Source organism: Thalassospira profundimaris (assembly GCF_003326675.1).
Classification (GTDB): Bacteria; Pseudomonadota; Alphaproteobacteria; order Rhodospirillales; family Thalassospiraceae; genus Thalassospira; species Thalassospira aquimaris.
In genome coordinates this window covers 87,448-111,568 of sequence record NZ_JPWF01000009.1, presented here as the reverse complement: position 1 = coordinate 111,568, position 24,121 = coordinate 87,448, and the positions used below count along the sequence as shown (strand labels likewise).

At 54.7% G+C, this 24,121-nt stretch carries 22 protein-coding genes; 7 read left to right on the top strand and 15 right to left on the bottom strand.

Annotation, left to right across the window (positions count from 1 at the left end; translation table 11 throughout):
- Positions 1-24 precede the first annotated feature (24 nt).
- The 4 genes from TH19_RS14290 to TH19_RS14275 form a co-directional block, all read right to left on the bottom strand.
- Positions 25-1,245 (bottom strand): amidohydrolase family protein, encoded by a 1,221-nt coding sequence (locus tag TH19_RS14290; protein WP_114103034.1) that lies wholly within the window; start codon positions 1,243-1,245, stop codon positions 25-27.
- On the bottom strand, positions 1,238-3,802 hold the full coding sequence (locus tag TH19_RS14285; protein ID WP_114103033.1) for a branched-chain amino acid ABC transporter ATP-binding protein/permease: 2,565 nt from the start codon (positions 3,800-3,802) through the stop codon (positions 1,238-1,240). Before TH19_RS14285 ends, TH19_RS14290 begins: the two co-directional genes overlap by 8 nt.
- On the bottom strand, positions 3,802-4,677 hold the full coding sequence (locus TH19_RS14280; protein WP_114103032.1) for a branched-chain amino acid ABC transporter permease: 876 nt from the start codon (positions 4,675-4,677) through the stop codon (positions 3,802-3,804). The genes TH19_RS14285 and TH19_RS14280 overlap by 1 nt, the downstream gene beginning before the upstream one ends.
- Positions 4,678-4,783: 106 nt before the next feature.
- Positions 4,784-5,971, bottom strand: coding sequence for an ABC transporter substrate-binding protein (locus TH19_RS14275; protein WP_181846427.1), 1,188 nt, complete (start codon positions 5,969-5,971; stop codon positions 4,784-4,786).
- A gap of 268 nt (positions 5,972-6,239) precedes the next feature.
- On the opposite strand from TH19_RS14275, the gene TH19_RS14270 reads away from it, so the two are divergent.
- Complete coding sequence (locus TH19_RS14270; protein ID WP_114103031.1) at positions 6,240-6,665, top strand: nuclear transport factor 2 family protein; 426 nt, start codon at positions 6,240-6,242, stop codon at positions 6,663-6,665.
- Between the two features lie 113 nt (positions 6,666-6,778).
- Here the strand turns inward: TH19_RS14270 and TH19_RS14265 are convergent, their stop codons facing one another.
- Complete coding sequence (locus TH19_RS14265; RefSeq protein WP_258547968.1) at positions 6,779-7,504, bottom strand: GntR family transcriptional regulator; 726 nt, start codon at positions 7,502-7,504, stop codon at positions 6,779-6,781.
- A gap of 127 nt (positions 7,505-7,631) precedes the next feature.
- Here TH19_RS14265 and TH19_RS14260 point away from each other — a divergent pair, with 127 nt between their 5' ends.
- Complete coding sequence (locus tag TH19_RS14260; RefSeq protein WP_220151744.1) at positions 7,632-9,224, top strand: gamma-glutamyltransferase family protein; 1,593 nt, start codon at positions 7,632-7,634, stop codon at positions 9,222-9,224.
- Between the two features lie 34 nt (positions 9,225-9,258).
- Here TH19_RS14260 and maiA read toward each other — a convergent pair whose 3' ends face one another.
- The 3 genes from maiA to hmgA all read right to left on the bottom strand — a co-directional run bounded on the left by maiA (position 9,259) and on the right by hmgA (position 12,377).
- A complete protein-coding gene (maiA, locus tag TH19_RS14255) occupies positions 9,259-9,912 on the bottom strand; it encodes a maleylacetoacetate isomerase (RefSeq protein ID WP_114103029.1) in 654 nt (217 codons plus the stop codon).
- 9 nt (positions 9,913-9,921) lie between these two features.
- Positions 9,922-10,941: a fumarylacetoacetate hydrolase family protein gene (locus TH19_RS14250; RefSeq protein ID WP_114103028.1), complete on the bottom strand. Its 1,020-nt coding sequence runs from the start codon at positions 10,939-10,941 to the stop codon at positions 9,922-9,924.
- Positions 10,942-11,006: 65 nt separating this feature from the next.
- On the bottom strand, positions 11,007-12,377 hold the full coding sequence (gene hmgA, locus TH19_RS14245; RefSeq protein ID WP_114103027.1) for a homogentisate 1,2-dioxygenase: 1,371 nt from the start codon (positions 12,375-12,377) through the stop codon (positions 11,007-11,009).
- Between the two features lie 79 nt (positions 12,378-12,456).
- Between hmgA and TH19_RS14240 the strand changes: the two genes are divergently transcribed.
- Positions 12,457-12,885, top strand: coding sequence for a MarR family winged helix-turn-helix transcriptional regulator (locus tag TH19_RS14240; protein WP_114103026.1), 429 nt, complete (start codon positions 12,457-12,459; stop codon positions 12,883-12,885).
- On the opposite strand, the gene TH19_RS14235 is transcribed toward TH19_RS14240, so the two are convergent.
- Positions 12,842-13,738, bottom strand: coding sequence for an IclR family transcriptional regulator (locus TH19_RS14235; RefSeq protein WP_114103025.1), 897 nt, complete (start codon positions 13,736-13,738; stop codon positions 12,842-12,844). The two genes, TH19_RS14240 and TH19_RS14235, sit on opposite strands and share 44 nt — an antisense overlap.
- Positions 13,739-13,925: 187 nt before the next feature.
- On the opposite strand from TH19_RS14235, the gene TH19_RS14230 reads away from it, so the two are divergent.
- The 3 genes from TH19_RS14230 to TH19_RS14220 are packed head-to-tail and all read left to right on the top strand — an operon-like array spanning position 13,926 to position 16,830.
- The gene (locus TH19_RS14230) at positions 13,926-14,984 is read left to right on the top strand and encodes a TRAP transporter substrate-binding protein (protein WP_114103024.1); all 1,059 of its coding nucleotides are present in this window, start codon (positions 13,926-13,928) and stop codon (positions 14,982-14,984) included.
- Complete coding sequence (locus TH19_RS14225) at positions 14,981-15,517, top strand: TRAP transporter small permease (RefSeq protein ID WP_114103023.1); 537 nt, start codon at positions 14,981-14,983, stop codon at positions 15,515-15,517. The genes TH19_RS14230 and TH19_RS14225 overlap by 4 nt, the downstream gene beginning before the upstream one ends.
- A complete protein-coding gene (locus TH19_RS14220) occupies positions 15,517-16,830 on the top strand; it encodes a TRAP transporter large permease (RefSeq protein ID WP_114103022.1) in 1,314 nt (437 codons plus the stop codon). The genes TH19_RS14225 and TH19_RS14220 overlap by 1 nt, the downstream gene beginning before the upstream one ends.
- Before the next feature lie 84 nt (positions 16,831-16,914).
- On the opposite strand, the gene hppD is transcribed toward TH19_RS14220, so the two are convergent.
- Positions 16,915-18,027, bottom strand: a complete 1,113-nt coding sequence (gene hppD / locus TH19_RS14215) for a 4-hydroxyphenylpyruvate dioxygenase (protein WP_114103021.1) — start codon at positions 18,025-18,027, stop codon at positions 16,915-16,917.
- Between the two features lie 163 nt (positions 18,028-18,190).
- On the opposite strand from hppD, the gene TH19_RS14210 reads away from it, so the two are divergent.
- A complete protein-coding gene (locus TH19_RS14210) occupies positions 18,191-18,661 on the top strand; it encodes an Lrp/AsnC family transcriptional regulator (protein ID WP_114103124.1) in 471 nt (156 codons plus the stop codon).
- A 117-nt stretch (positions 18,662-18,778) separates the two neighbouring features.
- Here TH19_RS14210 and TH19_RS14205 read toward each other — a convergent pair whose 3' ends face one another.
- From TH19_RS14205 to TH19_RS14185, 5 genes are all read right to left on the bottom strand, one after another.
- On the bottom strand, positions 18,779-19,531 hold the full coding sequence (locus TH19_RS14205; RefSeq protein ID WP_114103020.1) for an ABC transporter ATP-binding protein: 753 nt from the start codon (positions 19,529-19,531) through the stop codon (positions 18,779-18,781).
- Positions 19,528-20,289: an ABC transporter ATP-binding protein gene (locus tag TH19_RS14200; protein WP_114103019.1), complete on the bottom strand. Its 762-nt coding sequence runs from the start codon at positions 20,287-20,289 to the stop codon at positions 19,528-19,530. Before TH19_RS14200 ends, TH19_RS14205 begins: the two co-directional genes overlap by 4 nt.
- A gap of 3 nt (positions 20,290-20,292) precedes the next feature.
- The gene (locus TH19_RS14195; protein ID WP_114103018.1) at positions 20,293-21,471 is read right to left on the bottom strand and encodes a branched-chain amino acid ABC transporter permease; all 1,179 of its coding nucleotides are present in this window, start codon (positions 21,469-21,471) and stop codon (positions 20,293-20,295) included.
- Between the two features lies 1 nt (position 21,472).
- Positions 21,473-22,489 (bottom strand): branched-chain amino acid ABC transporter permease, encoded by a 1,017-nt coding sequence (locus TH19_RS14190; RefSeq protein ID WP_114103017.1) that lies wholly within the window; start codon positions 22,487-22,489, stop codon positions 21,473-21,475.
- A 119-nt stretch (positions 22,490-22,608) separates the two neighbouring features.
- The gene (locus tag TH19_RS14185) at positions 22,609-23,970 is read right to left on the bottom strand and encodes an ABC transporter substrate-binding protein (protein ID WP_114103016.1); all 1,362 of its coding nucleotides are present in this window, start codon (positions 23,968-23,970) and stop codon (positions 22,609-22,611) included.
- Positions 23,971-24,121: the final 151 nt, after the last annotated feature.

The window sequence follows — 24,121 nt, the reverse complement described above, 5'->3', positions numbered from 1 at the left end:
CTGCCCCCTTTTTATTTGTCTGACTTATGGCCGAAACAGTTTTGCGGCGGGATGTTCGAACGTTACCCGCCCGTCTTTCATACCCCACACGGGGCGGCTGATTTCGGAAACCACCTGTGCGCGGCTTTGGGCGGGCAGGATGATGAAGCTTGCAGCTTCGCCCACTGCAATCCGGTTTGATCTGCCCAGAAGTTTGGCCGGGGCATCGGCGATCATGGCAAAGCAGTTTTCAAGTTCGGCTTCTGTCGAAAGCTGACTGACATTGGCATAAAGGTTCGCCATGCGTGACAGTGAACAATCCCCATAAGGCGTAAACGGATTAAGCACATTGTTGGTCGCAATCGTGCAGCAAACCCCGTGCGCGGCAAGTTTATGCGCCGGGGCGACACCGCGTGGAACGCTGTGATCATGATCGCGCCCGGTCAGGAAAAGATCGGTTGCCGGAAGCACGGTTAATCCGATCCCCGCATCGCGCATAATTGCAATCGTATCTTCAAGTTGCGGTTTGGGCAGTACCGACAGCTTGGTGACATGGCCAATCATCACCCGCCCCTGCCAGCCAAAGGCAATCGACTGGCGCGCCACTTCATCAAGATGACGCCAAGAACCGTCCAGATCAAAATCCAGATGGAAATCAAGATCGACATCATAGTGCCGCGCCATTTCAAACAGACGCAGGATTTGGCCATTCGGATCGGTATCCATATAGGGGCAGCCCCCCAAAAGGTCCGCGCCGTTTTCAAGGGCCTCGCGCAGCAATTCCTCGGTCCCCGGATAATTCAGCAATCCTTCCTGCGGGAACACGCAAATCTCGATATCCATTGCCCATGCATAGTCGGCCTTAAGCCGCTTGATCGCGTTAAAACCCGCAAGCCCGATGCCCGGATCAATTTCCACATGGGAGCGAACGGCATTGGTGCCCTGGGTGATTGCCTTTTCAATTACCTTGGCCCCGCGGGCATAGACGTCATCTTCGGTAAAGCCGCTTTTGGCATTGGCAACCGCACTGATCGCGCCTGAAAGCGTGCCGGTTTCATTCTTGGCACGATCAAGAATGCAGGCCTTATCAAGATGCAGGTGGCTTTCAACAAAGCCCGCCGTCACCAATTGCCCGGCCGCATCAAAAGCGGGCCCATCCCCGGTTATCGACTGAGCAATTTCAACGATCTTGCCATTGGCAATCCCAAGATCAAGAAGGGCGTTTTCGCCATGCAGGCAGGCATTCTTTACCAGATAATCAAACATCTCCAACCGCTACCTTTTCTTGTTTTTTATCGCCCTGTTCGCTGCCGCCCAGATAGGCGGCAATCAGGCGTTCATCCTGACGCAAATCCGATGCGGGGCCCTCGGCAACCACCTGGCCCTGTTCAAGGACATAGGCATAATCGGCCACCGAAAGCGCCATGGTCGCCATCTGATCGACCAGAAGGATGGTCACACCATCATCGCGAAGCTCGCCCAGAATGGCATATAGTTCTTCGACCATCGCCGGTGCCAGACCAAGGGACGGTTCATCAAGCAACAAGGCCTTTGGCTTGGCGACCAAGCCGCGCGCAATTGCCATCATTTGCTGTTCACCACCCGACAGCAATCCTGCCGGACTGTTGATGCGGTCACGCAAACGCGGGAAGCGTTTCAGGATGGCTTCGAGTTCATCCGCACTGACAGGTTTGGGTTGTTTATAGGCCCCCAGTTCGATGTTTTCACGCACCGTCAATTCCGGGAAAACCTGACGCCCTTCGGGCACAAGGATCAATCCCTGTTCAACGATCTGATGCGGGGCAAAGGCATGGATATATTCGTTATTAAGAACAATCTGCCCCTTTACCGGACGCAACAGACCCGCAAGGGCAGTCAGGAAGGTCGACTTGCCCGCACCATTGGCGCCAAGCAGTGCAACCATCTCGCCCTGACGGACCTTGATATCAACCGATTGCAGAACCGGGGCCGCCCCATATCCCGCGGTCAGACGCAGGGTTTCGATTACCGGAGATTCCCCGGCCTCGAACGGAATGGGCCGCGGACGGGCCTTCATTTTGCCATCGCCCAGATAGGCCGCAATGACTTGCGGGTTGCTTTGCACTGCCTGCGGGCTTCCGAAAATGATCGGGGTTCCGGCATCAACCGCCAAAATCTGATCGGAAATACCCATGACCATTTCCATGTCATGTTCGACCAGAACAACCGTAATCCCGGCATCGGCCAACTGACGCAGCAGTTTGGAAAGTGACACCTTATCGGCATGCATCAATCCGGCAGCCGGTTCATCAAGCAGAAGAACACCGGACCTGGTCGCAAGGGACCGGGCAATTTCGACAAGACGGCGATCCACATGCGGCAAATCACCGGCACGGGCGTCGATATCCCCCTGATAGCCACAAAATGCCAAAAGTCCGGCGGCATGATTGCGGTTTTCGTCTGATGCAATCGCGCTGAACGGGTTGCCAAAACGGCCAACCGGAAGACCGGCAATGACGTTATCAACAACCGACATGTTTTCAAAAAGCCGGGTCGCCTGATAGGTGCGCGCAATCCCGTTGCGGGCTGCAAAGTCGGTCGGTTTTCCGGCAATGTCCTGATCGCCAATACCCACCGCACCCTCGGTCGGTTTGTAGAACCCGCTGATGATGTTCAAAAGCGTGGTCTTGCCCGCCCCGTTCGGACCAATGATCGACGTCACCTGCCCCGGCTTGGCGGTGAAGGATACGGAATTGACCGCCTTCACCCCGCCAAAGGCAATAGAGATATCATCAACCACCAGTCCGTCCGACTTGGTATAGGCTTTAAGCCCTGCCTCGATTTCGGCCGCCGGGGTGGCATTGACCTTGCGTTTTTTAAGCGGTATGAACCGTTCGACCACACCGACAATACCGCGCGGCGCAATCAACAGAACCACAATCAGAAGTGCCCCGAAAATCAGCAAACGATATTCGGCAAAATCGGCCAGCATTTCAGGCAACATCACCGAAACCGTTGCCCCGACCAGCGGCCCCAGAACCGTACCGGCCCCACCCAGAATGACCGCAAACAGATACAGGATTGATTGACTAAGCGGGAAGTTGCTGGGCGCAATAAACATCATAAGCGGCGCAAACAGCGCCCCGGCCAGACCCGCCATCGCCGCCGCAATCGCAAAGCCGGTCGCCTTGACGACAAAGGCATTATAGCCCAGCGAACTGGCCGCAATTTCGGCATCGCGCATCGATGTCATCGCCATGCCCCAGCCACTTGTCACCAGACGACGGAATGCCAGCAACGCAACCCCGCCCAGAATAACGCACAGCATCACCAGATCGGTTTCACTGAGCATATAGCCAAACAATTCGGGCATCGGGAAGCCCATCAAACCGTTCTGCCCGCCGGTCAGGGCACGCCATTCAATCGCGCCATGTTCAACAATAAAGGCAAAGGCAATGGTCACCATGGCAAGGAACGGGCCCGCCATCCGCACTGCCGAAAGCGCCAGCAAGCACCCGGCAAACCCGGCAATCACCGATGACGCCACCAGCGACAGCCAGAAATTAAGGCCCGCGAGCGTCAGGATCGCACTGGCATAGGCACCAATCGCAAAGAACCCGACCTGCCCCAGCGACACCAGACCGGTCAAACCATAAAGAACGTTCAGACCCACACACAAAATCGTGGTGATCGCGACAAGGCCAATGATGAACTGGGTATAGCCGCCGGTGATTGAAACACCGATCAAACCGCCAAGCACGGCAAGGACGATCGCAGCATCAAGAGCAACAGGTTTGTTCAGGTTGGGCATCGGATTTTTAAGTTGAAACTTCGTTTTCATCATCAGACCTTCTTGATCGCTGCACGACCAAACAGGCCGCTTGGTTTGATGGTCAGGACCGCAATCACAAGTGCGAACACGACGATGAAGGTATAGGACGATCCGAGATAGGTGGTCACAGCGGCCTCGACCAGACCATAGATAAAGCCTGCAAGCATCACGCTATAGGCCGATGTCATGCCGCCCAGAATGGCAACCGCAAACGCCTTGAGACCAAAAAGCGTGCCCATGTCCGAATGCACCGAGAACAGCGGCGCAATCAACAGACCGGCACAGCCCGCAAGCATTGATGAAATGGCAAAGGAACCGGTGACCATCACGGTTGTGTTGATCCCCATCAGCTTTGCGGCCTGAAGGTTTTGCACCACCGCCAAAAGCGCACGGCCCTGTCGGGTATGGCGGAACAGCGCATGAAGGGCCAGGGCCACACCGATGGCCGCAATCGGGATCAGGATTTGTTGCGGATAAACACCCGTCCCAAAGATATTCCAGGTTTCGCCAACAAGGGCGGATGGCAACGTGCGCGGTTCATTGCCAAAGGTAAAAAGCACCGCGTTATCAAGCAAAATGCCGCCGGCAACCGTCGCCATCAGCCAGGCTTCGGAATTGCGAATGGCAAAGGGACGAACAAGGAAAAACTCGACTAGAATACCGGCAAAGCCACAGCACAGGATGGCAAGCGGATAACCGACAATGACCGGAAAGCCGTATTGTTCACAAAAAACAAAGCCCAATACCGCGCCCAGCATCACCATTGATCCTTGGGCGAAATTGACCTTTGAGGACACCGAATAGGTGATCTGAAAACCAAGTGCGATCAGTCCGTACATACTGCCCAGACCGATCCCGGTAATCAGGGCTGCGATTAATAATGTCATTGCCAGTCGCCTGTTTATGTCCTGCGTCAAAGCGCATCATTCAAAAGGAATAAAACCCTGTGCGATACGGGATGGGATCGCACCGCACAGGGGTAAAAAGATCGGCTTATTTAATCGGAATGATCTGGCCTTCGACGAAATGCGCGAAGGTGTAGTCTTCCGGGCCAAGCGCGTCCTGATCGTCCGGGGTGAACGGCTTGTCATAGGTTTTGATCATGCCTTCGACGCCCGAAATCTCGTACATCGCGGCACGGATGGCTGGGCCTTCGGTCGAGCCGGCTTTTTCGATGGCCGCTGCAATCAAAAGGGTGGCGTCATAAGCGTTGGCAATGCCGGTTGCCGGGGTCACGTCGGCAAGGGTTTTGATTTCCGGGAACTTTTTCTGAAGCTCGACGAACATCGGGCTGGTTGCATCGGTAAACAGATAGGTCTGGATAAAGTGGACTTTCTCGCCGGATTTGCCTGCCAGTTCGGTAAAGCGACCGCCCGCCGGGCCCCAATGCGAAGAAATCGGAACATCCCAGCCCATACGATCAAGCGACTTGATCACCTGTGCGGTCGGGGCAACGTTGGCAACAACGAACAGAGAGTCTGCACCGCTTTCTTTCAGACGGGTCAACTGCGGGACAACGTCAACGTCGTTTGATTCAAACTTTTCGATCCCGGCATGGGTCATGCCACGTTTTTCAAGCGCCTTGAGCAAACCCTTCTCGTTGGATTCCCCCCACGGGTTGTTGATCAGGATCATGCCCGGTTTTTTGGCACCGTAATTTGCAATCAGATATTCCGTGATCGCCTCGTCGACATATTCATCAACGGCGGAAACGCGGAACACATAGTTTTCTTCCGCACCGTTTTTGGTGATGCCAGTGCCAGCAGCCCACGGACCGATGAACGGAATTTTCTGCTGGTTGGCATACGGGACGATGGCAAAGGATACCGGCGTATCAAGACCACCAATGATCGCAGCAACGCCTTCGCGCTGTGCCAGTTCACGGGCCGCAACCAGACCTTTGCCCGGGTTGCTTTCATCATCGCGGGAAACAAGTTCAAGCGGCTTGCCAAGAACGCCACCCGCAGCATTGATCTTGTCAATCGCAAGGGTAATGCCACGCGTAATTGCTTCACCCGATTTGGCCGACTGACCACTGAGCGCAGCAACAAGGCCGAGCTTTACGGTTTCATCAGCACGGGCGTTATGGACAGGCAAGGTGGCAGCAAACATCATCGCAGCAGCAGCACCCAACAGGGCGGCACGGCGCGTCAGTTTCGGAATAGGCGAAGAAATAGGCATGTGAGACTCCCTGATTATGTGACTTCGCATTCGGTCGTCGCAGTTTCACGATACGCGCCGAACTACCACCGCATTGCAGCAAAGCCCGTGCCAAGAATCAAAATCATGCGAAATCAATTACTTATGGGATTCGATATCATTTCTCCAAAGCCATTTGCCTCATGCATACGCAAATTGCATGCAATTATTGCATAAAATTAGTGCATGCAAATTTTTCGCCTACGTATTATGCTGATCACAGATCAATTGCAGTGAATGAGGATTCCCGATGACCGATCAGACTGCGGTAAATGTGCTTGATACACTGCCGCCCGAAGCCCAGACCGTGCGCGATTTTCTTGATGCATCCATGAAGCCCGACCCCGAACTGGCGGCGACTTTCATGTCTGATGATGTCGTGATCACCTTTACCGATGGTCAGAAATACGACCATCCGTCGGGCACCACGGCCTTTAATGCCGCACGCTATAAATGGGTGAAAAAGAAATTCGGTCAGTTTGATGTCGCCAACACCAACGGCCAGACCGTGGTGTATAGCACCGGCTGGCTTTACGGCGAATGGCCGGACGGAACACCGTTTGAAGGCAACCGTTATGTCGACCGTTTCGTGATTGAAAACGGCAAGATCGTCAAAATGGATGTCTGGAATGAAAGTGCCGAACGCATTCTGGTGCGCAAAGGCATCAAGGCATAATCACGCCGTTTGGGAATATCGTGCGCCCGTCATATCCGAACCAACACCTATTTGCTGGAACTGATCGTCTGCTCTTGCGGACAGGCGATCACGTGCGCGGCGGCACTGTTGCATTATGCCCCGCCGTCGCGCACTTTTTTGGCATAGGGTTCAAGGGCATCCAGATACAAAAGCGGCCCGCCTTCTTCGGTGGTGAAAAGCGCACGGTCAGCCACGGCGGTCAGGTGATGACGCATCAATTTACGCGCAGCATCCGCATCGCCCTTCGACAGGGCTTCGATGATCTGGCGGTGTTCCTGAATACCGCAATCGGTCGAATGCGGCCGGGCATACAGCGACAGCGTCAAGCCACAGCGATATCCGATTTCCTCGACATAGCGCAGCAAGACCGGGCTTCCCGAAAGCTTGGCCAGCAGGATATGGAACTCGGTCGCCAGGCGGATCGAAATCGGTTCGGATGCGTGTTCGGCGGCAACTTCCTTGGCCAGATGACCTTCGAGTTCTGCCAGAAGTGCCGGGCTCATATTCTTGATCACGCGGCTGATCACAAGGTCTTCGATCTGGGTGCGCAATTCAAACAGATCACGTGCTTCTTCAAGGCTGGGCTTGGCCACCATCGCGCCCTTGTTGCGGCGAAGCTCAACCAGACCTTCGGCGGCAAGTCGTTCAAGGGATTGCCGAATAAGCGTGCGGCTGACACCGAATCGTTCGCCAAGGGAATCTTCGGGGAGCTTCATGCCGGGCATCAGAACACGTTCAAGGATTGCCGAACGCAATGCCGAACTGATCATGTCCGTACGATGTTTTGCCTTGTCCGCCGCCTTCATCCCAACCGCCATTTCTTATGGTGCATACAATAAACTGTTTGCATTTGTATAATTGATTGCATGCAATTTCGCCACTGCTGATCCGCCTTTCACCTGACAGACATTCATCGCTGACAAAATCGCAGAAAGAAGACCGACAATGCCTGATAGTTCATCTGCCCAAACGCATCGCGCCATGATCACCAGCCCCAGCACCGCCGCCAGCGAGGCCGGCGCACAAGTCCTGCGTGATGGCGGCACCGCGATTGAGGCCGTGGTCGCAACAGCAGCAATGTTAGCGGTAACATACCCGCATTTCTGCGGCATTGGCGGGGATGCGGTCTGGATGGTGTCGGATGCATCGGGGAAGGTGCAATCCTTTATGGGCATCGGGCAGGCCGTTCAAAATCCCGGCAGCTTTGCCGATGCGGGCAAACCGATCCCGCTGCGCGGTCCGGGCTCGACCCTGACCACCGCCTGCACGGTGGATTCCTGGCAACATGCGCTGGATCATTCGGCACGTCATTGGGACGGCAAAAAGACACTTTCCGATCTGATTGCACCCGCCATTGATCTTGCCGAAAACGGCTTTCCGATCAGTGCGTCACAATGCTTCTGGCTTGATTTCCGCAAAGATGACATCGCCAACTGGCCGGGCTTTACCGATATCTTTGCGCCCAACGGCAAGATGCCGGTGGCGGGCGAGATGTTTTATCAGCCGCAACTGGCTGAAAGCCTGAAACTGATCGCGCAAAACGGTGCGCGCGATTTCTATGAAGGCACCCTGTCCGAGCGGATTGTTGCCGGTCTGTCTGCTGTCGGATCGCCAATCACCAAGGCCGACCTTGCCAAAACCCGCACCCGCACGGTTGATGCGGTATCCCTTGATTATGGTGATGTCACCCTGTTTGCCCCGCCTGCCCCGACACAAGGTCTGGCAACGCTGATGACCATGGGGGCCTTGCGCGAACTTGGCCCCAAAAACTGGGCCGAAGGCGATGCCGATCATTTCCATCTGGTGGTCGAGGCCATCAAGCAGGCATTTTTCGAACGCGATCAAATCGGTGATCCCGATTTTGCCCTGAATGATTTCACAGCGATGCTTGATCCGGCAAAGCTCAAAACCGCGGCAGCCAATATTTCGACATCCAAGGCCCTCGACTGGCCACATCCGTTCCGACATGGCGATACGGTATTCCTTGCCGCCAAGGACGCGCAGGGCAATTGCGCAAGCGTTCTGCAAAGTACCTATTTCGATTGGGGCAGCGGGGTTGTCGCGGGTGATACCGGCATTGTCTGGCAGAACCGTGGGGCGGCATTCACCACCAATCCGGACCACCCGAACAGCTTCAAACCCGGCAAACGCCCGTTCTATACGCTTAATCCCGGATTGGCCCTGAAAAATGGCAAACCGCATCTGCTGTATGGCACCCAGGGGGCGGATGGGCAGCCGCAAACATTGGCGATGTTGTTGACCCGTGTGCTTGATTTTGGCCTGTCCCCAGCCGATGCCCTTGCCAAGCCGCGCTTCCTGTTGGGCAAGACATTTTCTGATAGCAATGACAGTTTGAAACTTGAAGTCGATGCAGGCGATGAGGTGTTTGACACACTGTCAAAGCGCGGACACATCCTGCGCGCGATTGAAGCACAAAGTGCGCTTGCCGGTCAGGCCGGTATCATTCGCATTGACGAAGGCGGCTTTGTCGACGGCGCCCATGATCCGCGAAGCGACGGTATGGCGATCGGGGTTTAGGCACAGGAAAATCACAGACCAAGCACCCGCGCGGCTAGCGCGGGCACTTGTCCGGATGGGCATTGGTAAAGGCGTCAATGGCCGCACAGCTTTGTTCAATCGCCCTGATCCGCGGAAAGCGAGCAATACTCACATTCCAGCGGCGGGCATTATAAATCTGCGGGATCAGGCAGATATCGGCCATTGATGGACGGTTCCCGTGGCAGAAATCGCCACTGTTATCATCCTTGGCCAACATGGCCTCGAACGCGGCCAAGCCGGTACCGATATATTTCTCCATCCAGTTTTGCCGGATCGTATCCGGGTCATCGCCATGGGCGGACGCCATATCCATGACATGGCGCACGACACCCAGATTGCAAACGGGATGAATATCCATGGCAATGGCGTGCGACAGGGCGCGCACGCGTTGCCGGGCCAAAGTATCGGTTGGCAGCAATCCCTGCCCCGGCCGGGTTTCATCAAGATATTCGATGATCGAAACCGACTGGGTCATGATGATCCCGTCAATTTCAAGCGTGGGGACAAGCCCCTGAGGATTGCGCTTCAAAAAGTCGGGGACCTTGTGAATACCGGCCAGCAAATCAACCGGCACCGTCTGATAGGGAATATTCACAAGCCCCAACGCAATCCGCACCCGGTAACTTGCCGAGGATCGCCAGTAATCATACAGGATCACATCGCTCATAACCCGATATCACCCCTTGTATTGACGAACAGTCTGATCAATCGCGCCGAAGATTGATTTTCCATCGGCACCGATCATGTCAATCTTGACCTGGTCGCCAAATTGCAGGAACGGGGTTGCCGCCGTGCCGGTGTTGATGGTTTCGATCATGCGGATTTCGGCAATGCAGGAATAGCCCGCGCCACCCTGATCCACCGGCTTGCCCGGTTCGCCATCAAGTTTGTTTGAAACTGTGCCAGACCCGATGATTGTGCCCGCAACAAGCGGACGGGTGCGTGCGGCATGGGCAACAAGCTGCGCAAAATCAAAGGTCATATCGACCCCGGCATTGGCGCGACCAAACGGCTTGCCATTCAGATCAACAGCCAAAGGCAGGTTAACCTTGCCGCCATCCCATGCATCACCGAGTTCATCCGGCGTAACGGCAACCGGCGAAAATGCCGAAGACGGTTTGGACTGGAAGAAGCCAAATCCCTTGGCAAGTTCACCGGGGATCAAACCACGCAGCGATACGTCATTGACCAGCATGATCAGACGAATGGCAGAACGTGCCTGATCCAGACTTGCGCCCATCGGGACGTCGTCGGTGATGACGGCAATCTCGCCTTCCATATCGATGCCCCAGGCGGTGTCAGCCATCAGGATATCGTCACGCGGACCAAGGAAACTGTCAGACCCGCCCTGATACATCAGCGGATCGGTCCAGAAGCTTTGCGGCATTTCGGCCCCGCGGGCCTTGCGCACCAGTTCGACGTGATTGACATAGGCCGACCCATCCGCCCATTGAAACGCACGCGGCAAGGGGGAGTGAAGCTGTGTCATATCAAGTTTGATGCGCTTGGCGATGGTCGAACCGGCTTCGACTTCATCAGAAAGTTCGCGCAAGCGCGGCGCAACATCGGCCCAGTTATCAAGCGCAGCCTGAAGGGTTGGCGCAATCGCACTGGCATCTACATAGAATTCCAGATCGCGGGTCACCAGAACCAGCTGTCCGTCACGGGTGCCGTTTTTAAGAGTTGCGAGTTTCATCGGTTTTCATGCCTCCGGCATTCTTGTCGTTAAGTCCTGAAATATTCTTTTTTTTGCGGGCCCCGTTACGGGCGACCTTCGGGCGTGCCATCGAATTTGCGTTCCAGACCATCCCAACAATCAAGATAGTCGTCCTGAAGCGTTTCAAGTTCGGCGGCAAATTTCGTCAGCTGTTGCGGGAACCGGGTTTCAAACATGAAGGCCATCGTGCCATCGAGTTTCTGCGGCCCCAGTTCGCCATTGGATGCCTTTTCAAATCCGAAGGCATCAGGCCCATGCGCCAGCATCATGTTATGCAGACTCATCCCGCCAGGAACAAAGCCTTGTTCCTTGGCATCATACTGGCCGCAAATCAGCCCCATGAATTCCGACATGATATTGCGGTGATACCAAGGCGGACGGAAGGTATGTTCGGCAACCATCCAGCGCGGCGGGAAGATGACGAAATCGATATTGGCGGTGCCCGCCTCACCCGAAGGGGCAGTAAGAACCGTAAAGATCGACGGATCAGGATGATCAAACAGGATCGCACCAACCGGCGAGAATGTCCGAAGATCATATTTGAACGGTGTGTAATTGCCATGCCAGGCGACAACATCGAGCGGTGAATGGCCAATTTCCGTTTCATGGAACTGACCACACCATTTCACCAGTACCCGACACGGGGTTTCCTTGTCCTCATAGGCGGCAACAGGCGTTTTGAAATCACGTGGGTTGGCAAGGCAGTTCGCCCCGATTGGCCCACGTTCCGGCAAGGTAAATTTCGCGCCGTAGTTTTCGCAGACATAGCCGCGTGCACCACCATCGATGCCGGCAGAAAGGATTGAAACCTTGAACAGCATGCCACGCGGGATCAATGCAATTTCAAGTGGTTCAACATCCATGATGCCAAGTTCGGTAAAGATACGAAGCGTCCCGCTTTCGGGAACAATCAGCAATTCACCATCGGCATTGAAAAAATAGTCATCCACCATGTCGGCATTGCAGACATAGACATGACTTGCCATGCCCGATTGCGACATCGCATCACCGGCCGTCGTAATCGTCCGCATGCCCGAAATGAAATCGGTTGCATCTTTGGGCATCGGCACCGGGTCCCAGCGCAACTGACCAAGCGCAAGACTGTGATCATTCATGCAAGGTGCGGTTTTCCAATGCACGCGATCCACCGCATTAAAACGCCCGTTATGCTTCACACTGGGGCGAATACGATACAGCCAGGACCGTTCATTGGTGCCGCGCGGGGCGGTAAAGGGCGAACCGGACAGCTGTTCGGCATAAAGCCCGTAGGGGCATTTTTGCGGACTGTTCTGCCCCTGCGGCAAAGCGCCGGGCAGCGTCTCGGTTTCAAAATCATTGCCGAAACCGGGCATGTAACGCAGATCGTTGCCCGCACCGTTTGGGGCCGTTCCGCTGGTAACGTTGTGATCCGTCATTGCCTTTTCCCTAACAATCTTTGATATAGTTACGTTCGTAACTGTAATTTTTGTAACTATCAAACAGCCTTTTGATGCCATGAAATCCGAATTCAATTTACACAGCTTCCTGCCGTTTCTGATGCATCACGCCAGCGAGAAGGTCAGCCTTGGCTTTCGCGATATCTATCGCGACCGGTATCGGATGACGCGATCAGAATGGCGCGTCCTTGCAACACTTGGTCAGTATGGCGCACTTACTGCGACCGAAATCGTCACCCATACGGGACTGCACAAAACCAAAGTATCGCGTGCCGTATTCTCGATCGAACAGCGCCGCTGGCTTAAACGCTGTCAGAATGAAAATGATCGTCGCCTTCATCTTCTTGAACTTACGGCACAGGGTCTTTCTGCCTTTCGGGCACTTTGCGATGCCGGCGTCACCTATGACCGGAAAGTTCGCGACTTTCTGGGCGAGGATGATTTCAAGCTTCTTTCAGGCCTCCTGACAAAGCTGAATGACCTTTGACATCTGTTCCCCGGTGTTCATCACCGTCATCACGCGGCTTTCCGCCCCAGCTTTGGGTAAAGTCGGCAATCGCCCGCAAAAAGGTCTCAAAGGCAGGCTGCCCCGGCTGGAAGTAATTGGCCTTGGGATTCATCAGCGTGACACAACAGGCCACTGCCCCGTCCAGATTATAGACCGGCGCACTGATGGCCGATAAACCAGGAACAATATCCCCTTCGATCACAGCCGCCCCGCGATCACGCGTTTCAACGATCAGTCGATCCACTGTCGCGTCGTTCCAATGCAGGATGTCCTGTTCGGCGCGAATCACATGTTCAATCGCATTGCGCGGCATGGTCGACAGAAAAGCCTGACCAGTTGCCGAACGCAAAAGCGGCATCACCGTCCCAAGTCCCATGGTGGAAATAATCGGCGGGCCACCATGTTCGGTCCGGATCAGGACCGGGCCACGTTCACCCCAGATTGCCAAGTGCCCGGACGACCGCAAATCAATCGCCAGATTGCGCAAAAGCCGCCCGGCCCGCATCACCACATCATTGCGTTCAATTGCCGAAACACCCATACGCAGCGCCATCGGACCCAGCCCATAAAGCCCGGTCAGATCATCCTGCCAGGCAAGACCGATGCGGACCAGACTCGCAAGATATCGGTGGACCTTTGCCGGTGGCATTCCGACCGCCGCTGCCAAATCCTTAAGCGGCACCGGGAATTTGAAATCACACAATGCCTCGATGATCACACCGCTGACCTCGACCGACTGAATCCCCTTACGGGTATCAGCCGCCCCGGAGGATTCGGCGAGATCGATTTCGCCATCAGCAAAGGGCGGTTTTCCAGATGTGTCTTTGGTCAAAATTTACCTGCATAAATTTCATATTGCGTAATCAATTATATATATCATAATTCCAATTCAAAGAAAAAACAGCACCCCACATCAGATCAGACGTCGCCGATCAAGACGCAGGCAACCGTTCGACGCCCGCAAAAGCGCCCTTGATCCCCGACCGATCAAAGCAATATCCAAAAATAGGGAGAGGAACATGAAACCGACGACACTTCGCAAAACGCTGCTTGGGCTTTTGACCGGGGCGACCATTCTGGCCAGCGCGGGCATTGCCCAAGCCGCCGACATCACCCTTAAGGTCAGCCACTATCTGCCGCCAAGCCACGGCTTCCAGAAAGACTTCCTCGAAAACTGGGGCAAAGAACTTTCGGAAAAGACCAATGGCAAGGTCGAGGTCAAAATTTTCGACGCAACATCGGCCTTTGGCAAAATTGATCGCCAGGCCGATCAGGTCCGTGCCGGTGTTATGGATATGGCCGTTGGCCTGAACGGCATTCCGCGTGATCGTTATCCGGCAGCTTCCATCATTGAAATGCCGTTCCTCGTCAAACATGCCGATTCCGGTTCCGAAACCCTTTGGCAGCTTTATAAGGAAGGCCTTCTGGGCAGCGACTATCAGGACTTCAAAGTCCTTGGCCTGTTCACCCATGAAGGCGGCCTCATCCACACGCTCGACACGCCGGTTCGATCCCTTGACGATCTGAAAGGTCTTCGCCTGAGAACGCCAAGCCCGGCAGTTTCGGCGATGCTGGAATCCCTTGGGGCGTCGCCGGTTGGCCTGCCGCCGTCGGCCATTTACGAGAACCTTCAGAAAGGCAATATCGAGGGTCTGGTGACCACCTGGGATCTGGTCAACGCCGTAAAAGCCAATGAACTTCTGAAATATCATACGGATGCCGCGGCCTATACCGCCGGATTCTATTTCGTCATGAACCAGAAGAAATATGACAGCCTGCCCGAAGATGTCCGTGCAGCCATCGACGAGATTTCCGGCGATAGCCTTGTCGTCAAATTCGGTGACTGGTGGAACAAGTGGGAAGCAGCCGGCAAAGCCGACGCCGAAAAACACGGCAATGAAATCATCAAGATTGATGATGCCACCCGTGCCGAATGGCAGGCATCGGTTCAGCCGATGATCAAGGAATACCTTGCCAGCCTGAAGGAAAAGGGCGTTGCCGATCCCGAGGCAATTTACAAGCGCGCGCAGGAACTGAATGCGGAATTTGACGCCAAATACCATGCTGGCGACAAATGACACAACGCGCTGAACAATCGGGTGGATCGCGGCTTTATGCCGCGACCCGCCACATCAACCGTTTTCTCGATAGCCTGACCGACATTCTGGCATTTGTCGGCATGTCGGCCCTGATCGGTGCAATCGGCATTGTGGTTGTCGACATCATCTGGCGCCGGATTGGCGGCCAGTCATTGGTCGGCGCGGTTGATCTGACCCAGTTTTGCGTCATGGCCGCCGCATCATGGGCCATCCCCTATGCCTTTAGCGCCCATGCCCATGTCACTGTCGATTTGATCGGCAAGAACCGGTTCCGGTCGGTTTTGAAGTTTGTCGATGCACTGATCCCGTTGCTTTGTGCCGGACTGATGGCGTTTCTGCTCTACCTTTCGTGGGGGCGTGCGATGGAACAGCTCAGCTATGGCGATGTTTCCCAAAACCTTGCGATCCCGATGATCCTGTTCTGGGGCTTTCTTCTGAGTGGCATGGCGATTTCAACGCTGGTGTGCCTTGGGCAATTCATGAAACTGCTTTTAAAAGACGAGAATAACTGATGGCGACGGAATGGGCGGGATTGATCGGGTTTGTAGCCGCACTGGTACTGGCCCTTCTGCGTGTACCGGTTGCTGTTGCGATGGCCGTTGTCGGCATTATCGGGACATTACTTCTGACAGACTGGATGTCGGCAAGTTATGTGATGGCCAGCTTGCCATTCGAGGCGATTTTCCCCTATGGCCTTTCGGTTGTGCCGTTATTCATTTTCATGGGTGTTTTTGCATCCCATTCCGGGCTTTCGAGTAATCTGTTTCGTGGCATCACGGCCTTTTCCGGTCACCGTCCGGGCGGGCTTGCCACATCCAGCATCGGGGCAAGTGCGATATTTGGCGCCATCTGCGGATCGTCGCTTGCGACATGCGCGACAATGGGGCGCGTCGCCCTTCCCGAAATGCGGGAACGCGGCTATGCCAAAAGCCTTGCCGGGGCATCGATTGCCGCAGGCGGCACACTTGGCGTCCTGATCCCGCCATCAATCTTGCTGGTGATCTACGCGCTGATGACTGAACAATCAATTGGCGCGCTGTTTGCCGGCGCCATGATCCCGGGTCTTCTGGCGACTGTGCTTTATATCGCCTCCATCCGCATTCAGGTGATGCGCAACCCGTCCCTTGCCCCGGTAAGCAACTATGTGCCCTGGTCGAAGCGATGGGGGGCCTTGTTGCAGATGTGGGATGCAATCATCCTGATCACGCTAGTGATTGGCGGCATCTATGCCGGTCTGTTTTCCCCGACCGAGGCCGCGGCAGTTGGCGCAGGTGGCGCATTGCTGTTTGCCTTCATTCGCAAGAAATTGAACTGGTCGGTGCTGCGCGCAGGCATTCGCGAAACCGCGGGCATGACCGGGATGATTTTCCTTATTCTGATCGGCGCGGCGCTTTTCAATTTCTTTATTGAAACCAGCGGTCTGACCCAAACCCTTGTCGACTGGATCACCACACAGGGCTATTCCCCGCTTGCCGTATTGATCGCGCTTCTGGTGTTTTACGTCATTCTGGGCTGTTTCATGGACAGCCTTTCGATGATCCTTTTGACGGTTGTACCGGCATATGGCGTCATTACCGGGGTCGGATATGACCCGATCTGGTTTGGTGTTGTTCTGGTATCGGTTGTTGAAATCGGCCTGATCACACCGCCGATTGGCATGAACCTGTTCATCATTCAGGGCGTATCATCGGACATGACGATCACCACACTTTCACGCGGTATTCTGCCGTTTCTGGCAGCCGATTTCATTCGCGTCATCCTGATGATCGCACTTCCGGGTCTTGTTCTTTGGTTGCCGCATCTTCTTGGATTTGGCGCCTACTAAGCCACGCGGAACATCCCGAAACAAAAAGCCCCGATACAGAACCTGCTGTATCGGGGCCTTTCATTAATCAGATTTGCGCAACGCCTATTCGGCGGCATCGACTTTCAGAACACCACGACGGATCTGGTCTTCTTCGATGCTTTCAAACAGGGCGCGGAAATTGCCCTCGCCAAAGCCTTCGTCGCCTTTGCGCTGGATGAACTCAAAGAAGATCGGACCAATCACGGTTTTCGAGAAAATCTGAAGCAGGATTTTGGTCATGCCGCCATCAACGACACCTTCGCCGTCGATCAGGATGCCGTGTTTTTTCATCCGTTCGATCGGTTCGTCATGACCATTCACACGGTCATGGGATTTTTCGTAATAGGTTTCCGGCGGGCCGGGCATGAATTTCAGATCATTGGCCGCAAGCTTGTCGGTGGCGTCATAAATGCCATCCGTGCCCACCGCGATATGCTGAATACCTTCGCCCTTATATTTGCGCAGATATTCTTCGATCTGGCTTTTATCGTCGGTCGATTCATTCAGCGGAATACGGATTTTACCGCAGGGTGATGTGATCGCCCGGCTGACCAGACCGGTGATTTTACCGGCAATGTCAAAGAAGTGGATTTGCTTGAAACCGAACAGGTCGCGATAGAAGTCCCACCATTTATCCATATTGCCGCGATAAACATTATGGGTCAGGTGATCGAGATAATAGAAACCGACACCTTCGGGTTTCGGATCACGTTCGCCAATCCAGTCAAATTCGACATCATAGGCCGACCCGGCATCGCCATATTTATCAATAAAATAAAGCAACGATCCGCCAATGCCGACAATCGCCGGAACATCGATGCTTTTGTCATCGCCAAGATACGGTTCCGCCCCCTTTGACACCGCATGATCAAAGGCGTGTTTGGCATCAACCACCCGCCAAGCCATCGACGGCGCGCAGGGGCCATGCTGTTCAACAAACTTCATGCCATGCGAAGACGGCTCGGCATTGAGAATGTAGTTGATGTCGCCCTGACGCCAGACCGTGATGTTTTTGGTCTTGTGCCTTGCCACCGGGCTATAACCCATGCGGGTGAACAGGGTTTCGAGTTTCTCGGCATCCTCATGGGCGAATTCGACAAATTCGAACCCGTCGGTTCCAGCGGGATTGTCATCACTGATGGTGGCACGGGGGGCATCATGCGGGAACGGACCCATCGGAAGTCTCCTTTGATTGAAGCGCTCACTTAATTCGAATTTTTCGAATTCTTGTTATGCCCCAATCGTGCGCCAAACCGCGTGCAACGTGCGTGCATTTTGGGTTGATTTCCGGAAATGATTGCGCACATCATGCATCAATAGACATATGGATGCGGAAAACATGCAACTTGATCGACTGGACCTTAAACTGCTTGCGGAATTGCAGCGAGACGGACGCCTGACCAACAATGATTTGTCCGAGCGGATCGGACTTTCGCCGTCGCAATGTTCGCGCCGCCGCGCCCGTCTGGAAGAAGACAAGGTCATCCGCGGATACCGTGCCGATATTGATCGGCAAAAAATGGGATTGGGGTTGCTTGTGGTGATTTCGGTGACGCTTGCCACCCATAACCGCGACAATGCCAAACGGTTTGCAAAATTGCTGGCCGATCTGCCCGAAGTGCTTGAAGCATTTTCACTGACCGGGGAAATGGACTATCACCTGAAAGTCGCAACCAAGGACCTTGCCGCCCTGTCGCACTTCGTCAACGAGGTGCTTCTGCCCCATGATTCCGTTCAGCATGTAAAGACATCGATTGTTTTGAACGTTCTCAAAGACTTCGAGGGACTTGCCGTTGGCACCGATCACTAGGGCTTGTTGAACCTGACCCCAGAAAGGGAAAAAGGCCGCACCCGCAGGCACGGCCTTTCCTGTCCCGAAACTCCCCTTACAACAAAGTTTCGGTGACGCCCCCCTGTTCTTAGGAAGCTAGATCGCCAGATACTGATCACGCAGTTCCGCGTCATCAAGGACGGCCTGCGCAGTCCCGTCAAAGACGATCTCGCCGCTATCCATGATGATGGCCCGGTCGGCCAGTTTCAGAGCCGCAATGGCGTTCTGTTCAACGATGATGGTGGTGATGCCAAGTTTCTTGACGTTTTGAAGTGTCTTTTCGATTTCCTGCACGATCACCGGTGCAAGTCCCTCGTAAGGTTCATCGAGCAACAGGATCTTGATGTCACGCGCCAGCGCACGGCCGATGGCAAGCATTTGCTGCTCGCCGCCTGAAAGCGTGATGGCTTCCTGTTCCGCCCTTTCACCAAGACGCGGGAACAGTTCGTAAATGCGTTCAATCGACCAGCCAATCGGTTCGGCAATCTGGGCCAGTTCAAGGTTTTGCTGAACCGTCATGCCCGGAATAATCCGGCGATCTTCGGGGACAAGCTGCACGCCAAGGCGGGCGGCCTGCCAGGCTTTCATCTTGTGAAGCGGCTGATGATCAAGCCAGATTTCACCATGTTTAAGTTCCGGGTCCCCCATCCGCGCAAGGGTGCGAAGCGTGGATGTTTTACCCGCGCCGTTACGGCCCAGAAGGGCCAGAATTTCACCTTCGCGGATATCGAACGAAAGACCCTGGACGATATAGCTTTCGCCGTAATAGGCATGGATATCATAGACCGAGAAAAAGGCCGGATCGCCACCCTGTTTACGGACAGGTTCCTGTTTTGGCAGCGCGTTCATTCTGATTCCCCTCCGAGATAGGCTTCCTTGACACGTGGATCATTGCGCACCTCTTCGGGCGTGCCTTCGCAAATGATCGCGCCCTGTGCCAGCACACTGATGCGGTCGGCAAGGCTGAACACAACATGCATGTCATGTTCGATAATCACCTTGGTCATGCCGCGTTCCTTGATCCGTTTGAGAAGATCAATCGTGCGGTTGGTGTCGTGACGCGCCATACCGGCGGTCGGTTCATCAAGCAGGAACAGCTTGGGCTGTTGACCAAGACACATGGCAAGTTCAAGACGGCGTTTGTCACCGCGCGACATCGAACCGGCAATGTTGTCCTTCTGGGAAATCAGGCCAACATCATCCAGAAGATGTTCGGCATGTTCGCGGACTTCCTTTTCCGAAAACAGGCTTTTGATGAAGTTCATCTTGAAGATGCCTTCGCGCTTGGCAAAGGCCGGAACCATCACATTTTGCAAAAGCGACAGTTCCGGGAAGATTTCCGGTGTCTGGAACACACGGGCAACGCCAAGCTGGTTGATCTCGTGCGGTTCCTTGCCGGTCAGCACCTGATCACCCAGCAACACCCGGCCACGGTTCGGGGCAAGACGCCCGACAATGACGTTCAGCAAGGTTGATTTTCCTGCACCGTTCGGGCCGATAATCGCGTGAACCGTGCCTTCCTTGACCCGAAGGTTAATGTCGGAAAGTGCGCGCAAACCGCCAAAGTTCTTGTCGACGTCAGTAACATCAAGAATGTATTCGGACATGGTTCAGACCTCCCCCGCCGATGCTTGTTCTTTTTCTTTGTTTTCATGTGCGCCGGATTTCGGTTCGGCCTTGTTGCGGTTGGTGATCAGTCGCGCAAGACGGCTGATGCCTTCCATGATGCCACCCGGCAGGAAGATCACGATCAGCATAAAGACCAGACCAAGGGTCAGGTGCCAGCCTTCACCAACAAACAACCCAACCACAGCCGCAACCGGATGGGCCAGCCAATCGGGCAGGAACGAAAACGCATTGAGAAGTACCGTCTCGTTAAAGGCCGAGAAGATGTTTTCGAAATACTTGATGATCCCGGCACCCAGAAGCGGGCCGATCAATGTCCCGACACCACCAAGGATCGTGATCAGGACGACTTCGCCAGAAGCAGTCCACTGCATGCGTTCGGCACCGGCAAGCGGATCGGTCACCGCCAGAAGCGAACCGGCAAGACCGGCATACATCCCCGAGATAACAAAGGCCGTCATCAGATAGGGACGCGTGCTGAACCCGGTATAGCCCATACGGTTCTGGTTCGATTTGATCGCACGCAGCTTAAGCCCGAAGGGCGAACGGAAAATGCGCAGATAGATAAAGAAGGAAATCAGCAGCAATGCCGCGCAGATATAGAACCCGGAATAACCGATGCCTTCAATCCCGAACAGGTTCGGGGTCGGAAGCGACGCATCGGCTTCAATCCCCGCCATCCGGTCAAGGACACGGGCATCACCCTGGGTCAATTGCAGGCCGGTTTCACCATTGGTAATCGGGGTCAGCACGGAATAGGCCAGGTTATAGGACATCTGCGCAAAGGCGAGTGTCAGGATCGAGAAATAAATCCCCGAACGACGCAACGACACAAACCCGATTGCAAGGGCAAACAACCCGGAAAGCGCAGTGCCGAAAATCAACGCCGGAATGACATTCATCGACAACAGTTTGAACGACCAGACCGCCGTATAGGAGCCGACACCAAGAAACGCCGCATGACCAAATGACAGATAGCCGGTCAGACCAAACAGAATGTTATAGCCGATGGCAAAGATGCCAAAGATCATGAATTTCTGCATCAGGTCGGGATAGGCGGCACCAAAAGGCTGCAACCAGATCGGCATGGTCAGGACCACCACCGACAGGATCGCCATGAAAATCAGGTCCTGTTTCGGGGAGACGATTTTTGTGTTTGTCATTTTAGCTCTCCATCACGCCACGACGACCCATCAGACCGCGCGGGCGGGTCAGCAGAATGACGACGGCAACAAGGTAGATGATGATCTGGTCAATGCCCGGGAAGATGTCTTTTACCTCGGTCATCGACGAGAAGGATTGCAGGATACCCAGCAGGAAACCGGCCAGAACAGCCCCCGGCAAAGAGCCCATGCCCCCGACAACCACCACAACAAATGACAGCACAAGGAAGTCCATGCCCAAATGGTAATCCGGGGGCAGGACCGGCGTATACATGACCCCGGCAAGCCCCGCGACCACGGCGGCGATCCCGAACACAATCGTAAAGCGGCGTTCGATATTGATGCCCAGAAGTTCGACCGTTTCACGGTCCGCCATCCCGGCGCGCACCACCATCCCGTAGGTGGTGAAATGCAGGAACGAGAACACAAGCCCAATGGTCACAAGCGAGAACGCCAGATAGATCAGACGCCACCACGGATAAACAACCGCTTCGCCAAGACCGAACACAGCACCGATTGCGGCAGAACCGGAGACAATATCAGGTGCGCCTTGCGGCAGCGGGTTGGCACCAAAGAAGGATTTGACCAGTTCCTGCAAAACGATGGCAAGGCCAAAGGTCACAAGGATCTGTTCGGCGTGTGGACGCTTGTAGAAATAGCGGATCAGACTGCGTTCCATCACGATGCCGATCAACAGCATCACGGGTATCGCCAGAATGATCGACAGTGGCACGGACCAGTCAATGATCGCCTTGCCGGTATCGCCAAACCACACTTCGAGATAGGGCGTTTCCTTGTAGGCTTCAAAGAAGGTCACGGACTCGTCTCTGACCCGCATAGACAGGGTCAGAATTTTTTCCACCGTCACCGCACAAAAGGCCCCCATCATGAAGATGGCACCGTGGGCAAAGTTCACCACGCCAAGCGTGCCGAACACCAAAGTCAGACCAAGTGCGATCAGCGCATAGGCTCCGCCCTTGTCCAGACCATTGAGAATTTGAAGAAATATAGCGTCCATCAGTTATCCGCCGCGTATTCTGTAAGGGACTTAGTCAAAAGTCGTAGAGGCCGGAGCCAGAGACCAAACGGGCCGACCATTGGGAGATGGTCGGCCCTGCTTGCATCAAATTGGCTGTATCAGACTTGATACGGGCCAAGCTCCCCGCCGAACATATCGGCCGGATACTCAACCTGTGCACGCGGCACCTGTTTGACGACTTCGAGAAGGTCAAAGTTGGATTGCGGTTCCTGTTTACCGCGCACAACCAGAACATCCTTGAAGCACTGATGGTCCTCTGCACGATACAGGGTCGGGCCGTTGCCCGCGCCATCGAACTCGAACCCTTCAAGCTGCTTGATGACTTCCCAAGGTGCAAACGTACCAGCCATTTCACAGGCGTTTGCATAAAGCAGTGCCTGTACATAGCAGGTGTGAGCAGCCTGGGACGGCGGGAAGCCGTATTCCTGGCCGAAAGATTTCACAAAGGCCTGAGAACCTTCATCCTGAAGTGACCAATGCCAGTTGGTGGTACCAAGAATACCTTTGGCAGCATCGCCGGCACCCTGTGCCATCAGGCGGGAATAGAGCGGAACGACGATTTCGAACTGCTTGCCATTGACCATCTTGTCACGCAGACCGAACTGAACAGCCTGGGTCAGCGAGTTGACCATGTCCTTGCCATAGTGGTTCAGGATCAGGACATCCGCGCCAGAGTTCAGAACCGGCGTGATATACTGGGAGAAGTCACCAGCACCAACCGGGGTACGAACCGTGTTGACGGTCTGCCAGCCGATATTCTCGGTCGCAGCTTTGATCGATTCTTCCTGGGTCCAGCCCCAGGTATAGTCAGCAGTCAGGTGATAGGCGCGGCGTTCGGTACCGTATTCATCTTTCAGAACCGGTGCGATTGCCTGACCCGACATGTAAGCGTTGAAGAAGTGGCGGAAGCCATAACGCTTTTTGTCCTTGCCGGTGGTGTCGTTGGAGTGGGTAAGCCCCGCCATGAAGATGACGCCCATTTCCTGACACAGACCCTGCACGGCAACAGCCACACCCGATGACGAACCACCAGTGATCATTGCGACATTGTCTTTTTCGATCATACGCTTGGCCGATGCACGTGCGGCATCGGATTTGGTTTGCGTATCACCGGTTACAAACTCGACCTTCTTGCCGAGGATGCCGTTGCCCTTAAGCTGCAGCGGCTTGATGGTGTTGATCATGCCGCCGTCGCCTTCACCGTTCAGGTGCTTGACGGCAAGCTGATAGGCACGCAATTCGTCAGCGCCTTCATCGGCATACGGACCGGTCTGCGGAACGTTAAAGCCGAGTTTCACGCTGCTGGCGCTGCCCGGATCGCCACGGAAAGTCTGGGCATGGGCATTCTTGATGAAATGCATCGGGAAAGTGCCGCCAATCAGGGCTGCACCCGTGGTCGCCGCGGTTCCTTTAAGGATCGTACGACGAGTCACAATTCCGGTTTTTTTAGTCTCCGACATGGTTTTCCTCCCCAATGTCTTGGGATCTGTTTCAGAGAAATCTGAGGTCTGTTTTCTGGTTGGTTTTTTCACGACCTGTCAAAACAATGGGGACGTTCAGAAAATGAATCAACACTGAGTTGATATATAACGATTTTTTTGTAAATATATT

Bases quoted from the DNA above. Each gene is read 5' to 3' on its own strand.
- hmgA (WP_114103027.1), bottom strand. From the start codon at position 12,377: ATGACGGATCACAACGTTACCAGCGGAACGGCCCCAAACGGTGCGGGC.
- TH19_RS14205 (WP_114103020.1), bottom strand. From the start codon at position 19,531: ATGAACGCGCTGCCAAAACAGGAACCTGTCCGTAAACAGGGTGGCGAT.
- TH19_RS14265 (WP_258547968.1), bottom strand. From the start codon at position 7,504: ATGGCGGTTGGGATGAAGGCGGCGGACAAGGCAAAACATCGTACGGAC.
- TH19_RS14230 (WP_114103024.1), top strand. From the start codon at position 13,926: ATGAAACCGACGACACTTCGCAAAACGCTGCTTGGGCTTTTGACCGGG.
- TH19_RS14185 (WP_114103016.1), bottom strand. From the start codon at position 23,970: ATGTCGGAGACTAAAAAAACCGGAATTGTGACTCGTCGTACGATCCTT.
- TH19_RS14190 (WP_114103017.1), bottom strand. From the start codon at position 22,489: ATGGACGCTATATTTCTTCAAATTCTCAATGGTCTGGACAAGGGCGGA.
- TH19_RS14210 (WP_114103124.1), top strand. From the start codon at position 18,191: ATGCAACTTGATCGACTGGACCTTAAACTGCTTGCGGAATTGCAGCGA.
- TH19_RS14290 (WP_114103034.1), bottom strand. From the start codon at position 1,245: ATGTTTGATTATCTGGTAAAGAATGCCTGCCTGCATGGCGAAAACGCC.
- maiA (WP_114103029.1), bottom strand. From the start codon at position 9,912: ATGAGCGATGTGATCCTGTATGATTACTGGCGATCCTCGGCAAGTTAC.
- TH19_RS14220 (WP_114103022.1), top strand. From the start codon at position 15,517: ATGGCGACGGAATGGGCGGGATTGATCGGGTTTGTAGCCGCACTGGTA.
- hppD (WP_114103021.1), bottom strand. From the start codon at position 18,027: ATGGGTCCGTTCCCGCATGATGCCCCCCGTGCCACCATCAGTGATGAC.
- TH19_RS14260 (WP_220151744.1), top strand. From the start codon at position 7,632: ATGCCTGATAGTTCATCTGCCCAAACGCATCGCGCCATGATCACCAGC.
- TH19_RS14225 (WP_114103023.1), top strand. From the start codon at position 14,981: ATGACACAACGCGCTGAACAATCGGGTGGATCGCGGCTTTATGCCGCG.
- TH19_RS14250 (WP_114103028.1), bottom strand. From the start codon at position 10,941: ATGAAACTCGCAACTCTTAAAAACGGCACCCGTGACGGACAGCTGGTT.
- TH19_RS14200 (WP_114103019.1), bottom strand. From the start codon at position 20,289: ATGTCCGAATACATTCTTGATGTTACTGACGTCGACAAGAACTTTGGC.
- TH19_RS14285 (WP_114103033.1), bottom strand. From the start codon at position 3,802: ATGATGAAAACGAAGTTTCAACTTAAAAATCCGATGCCCAACCTGAAC.
- TH19_RS14195 (WP_114103018.1), bottom strand. From the start codon at position 21,471: ATGACAAACACAAAAATCGTCTCCCCGAAACAGGACCTGATTTTCATG.
- TH19_RS14275 (WP_181846427.1), bottom strand. From the start codon at position 5,971: ATGCCTATTTCTTCGCCTATTCCGAAACTGACGCGCCGTGCCGCCCTG.
- TH19_RS14270 (WP_114103031.1), top strand. From the start codon at position 6,240: ATGACCGATCAGACTGCGGTAAATGTGCTTGATACACTGCCGCCCGAA.
- TH19_RS14240 (WP_114103026.1), top strand. From the start codon at position 12,457: ATGAAATCCGAATTCAATTTACACAGCTTCCTGCCGTTTCTGATGCAT.
- TH19_RS14280 (WP_114103032.1), bottom strand. From the start codon at position 4,677: ATGACATTATTAATCGCAGCCCTGATTACCGGGATCGGTCTGGGCAGT.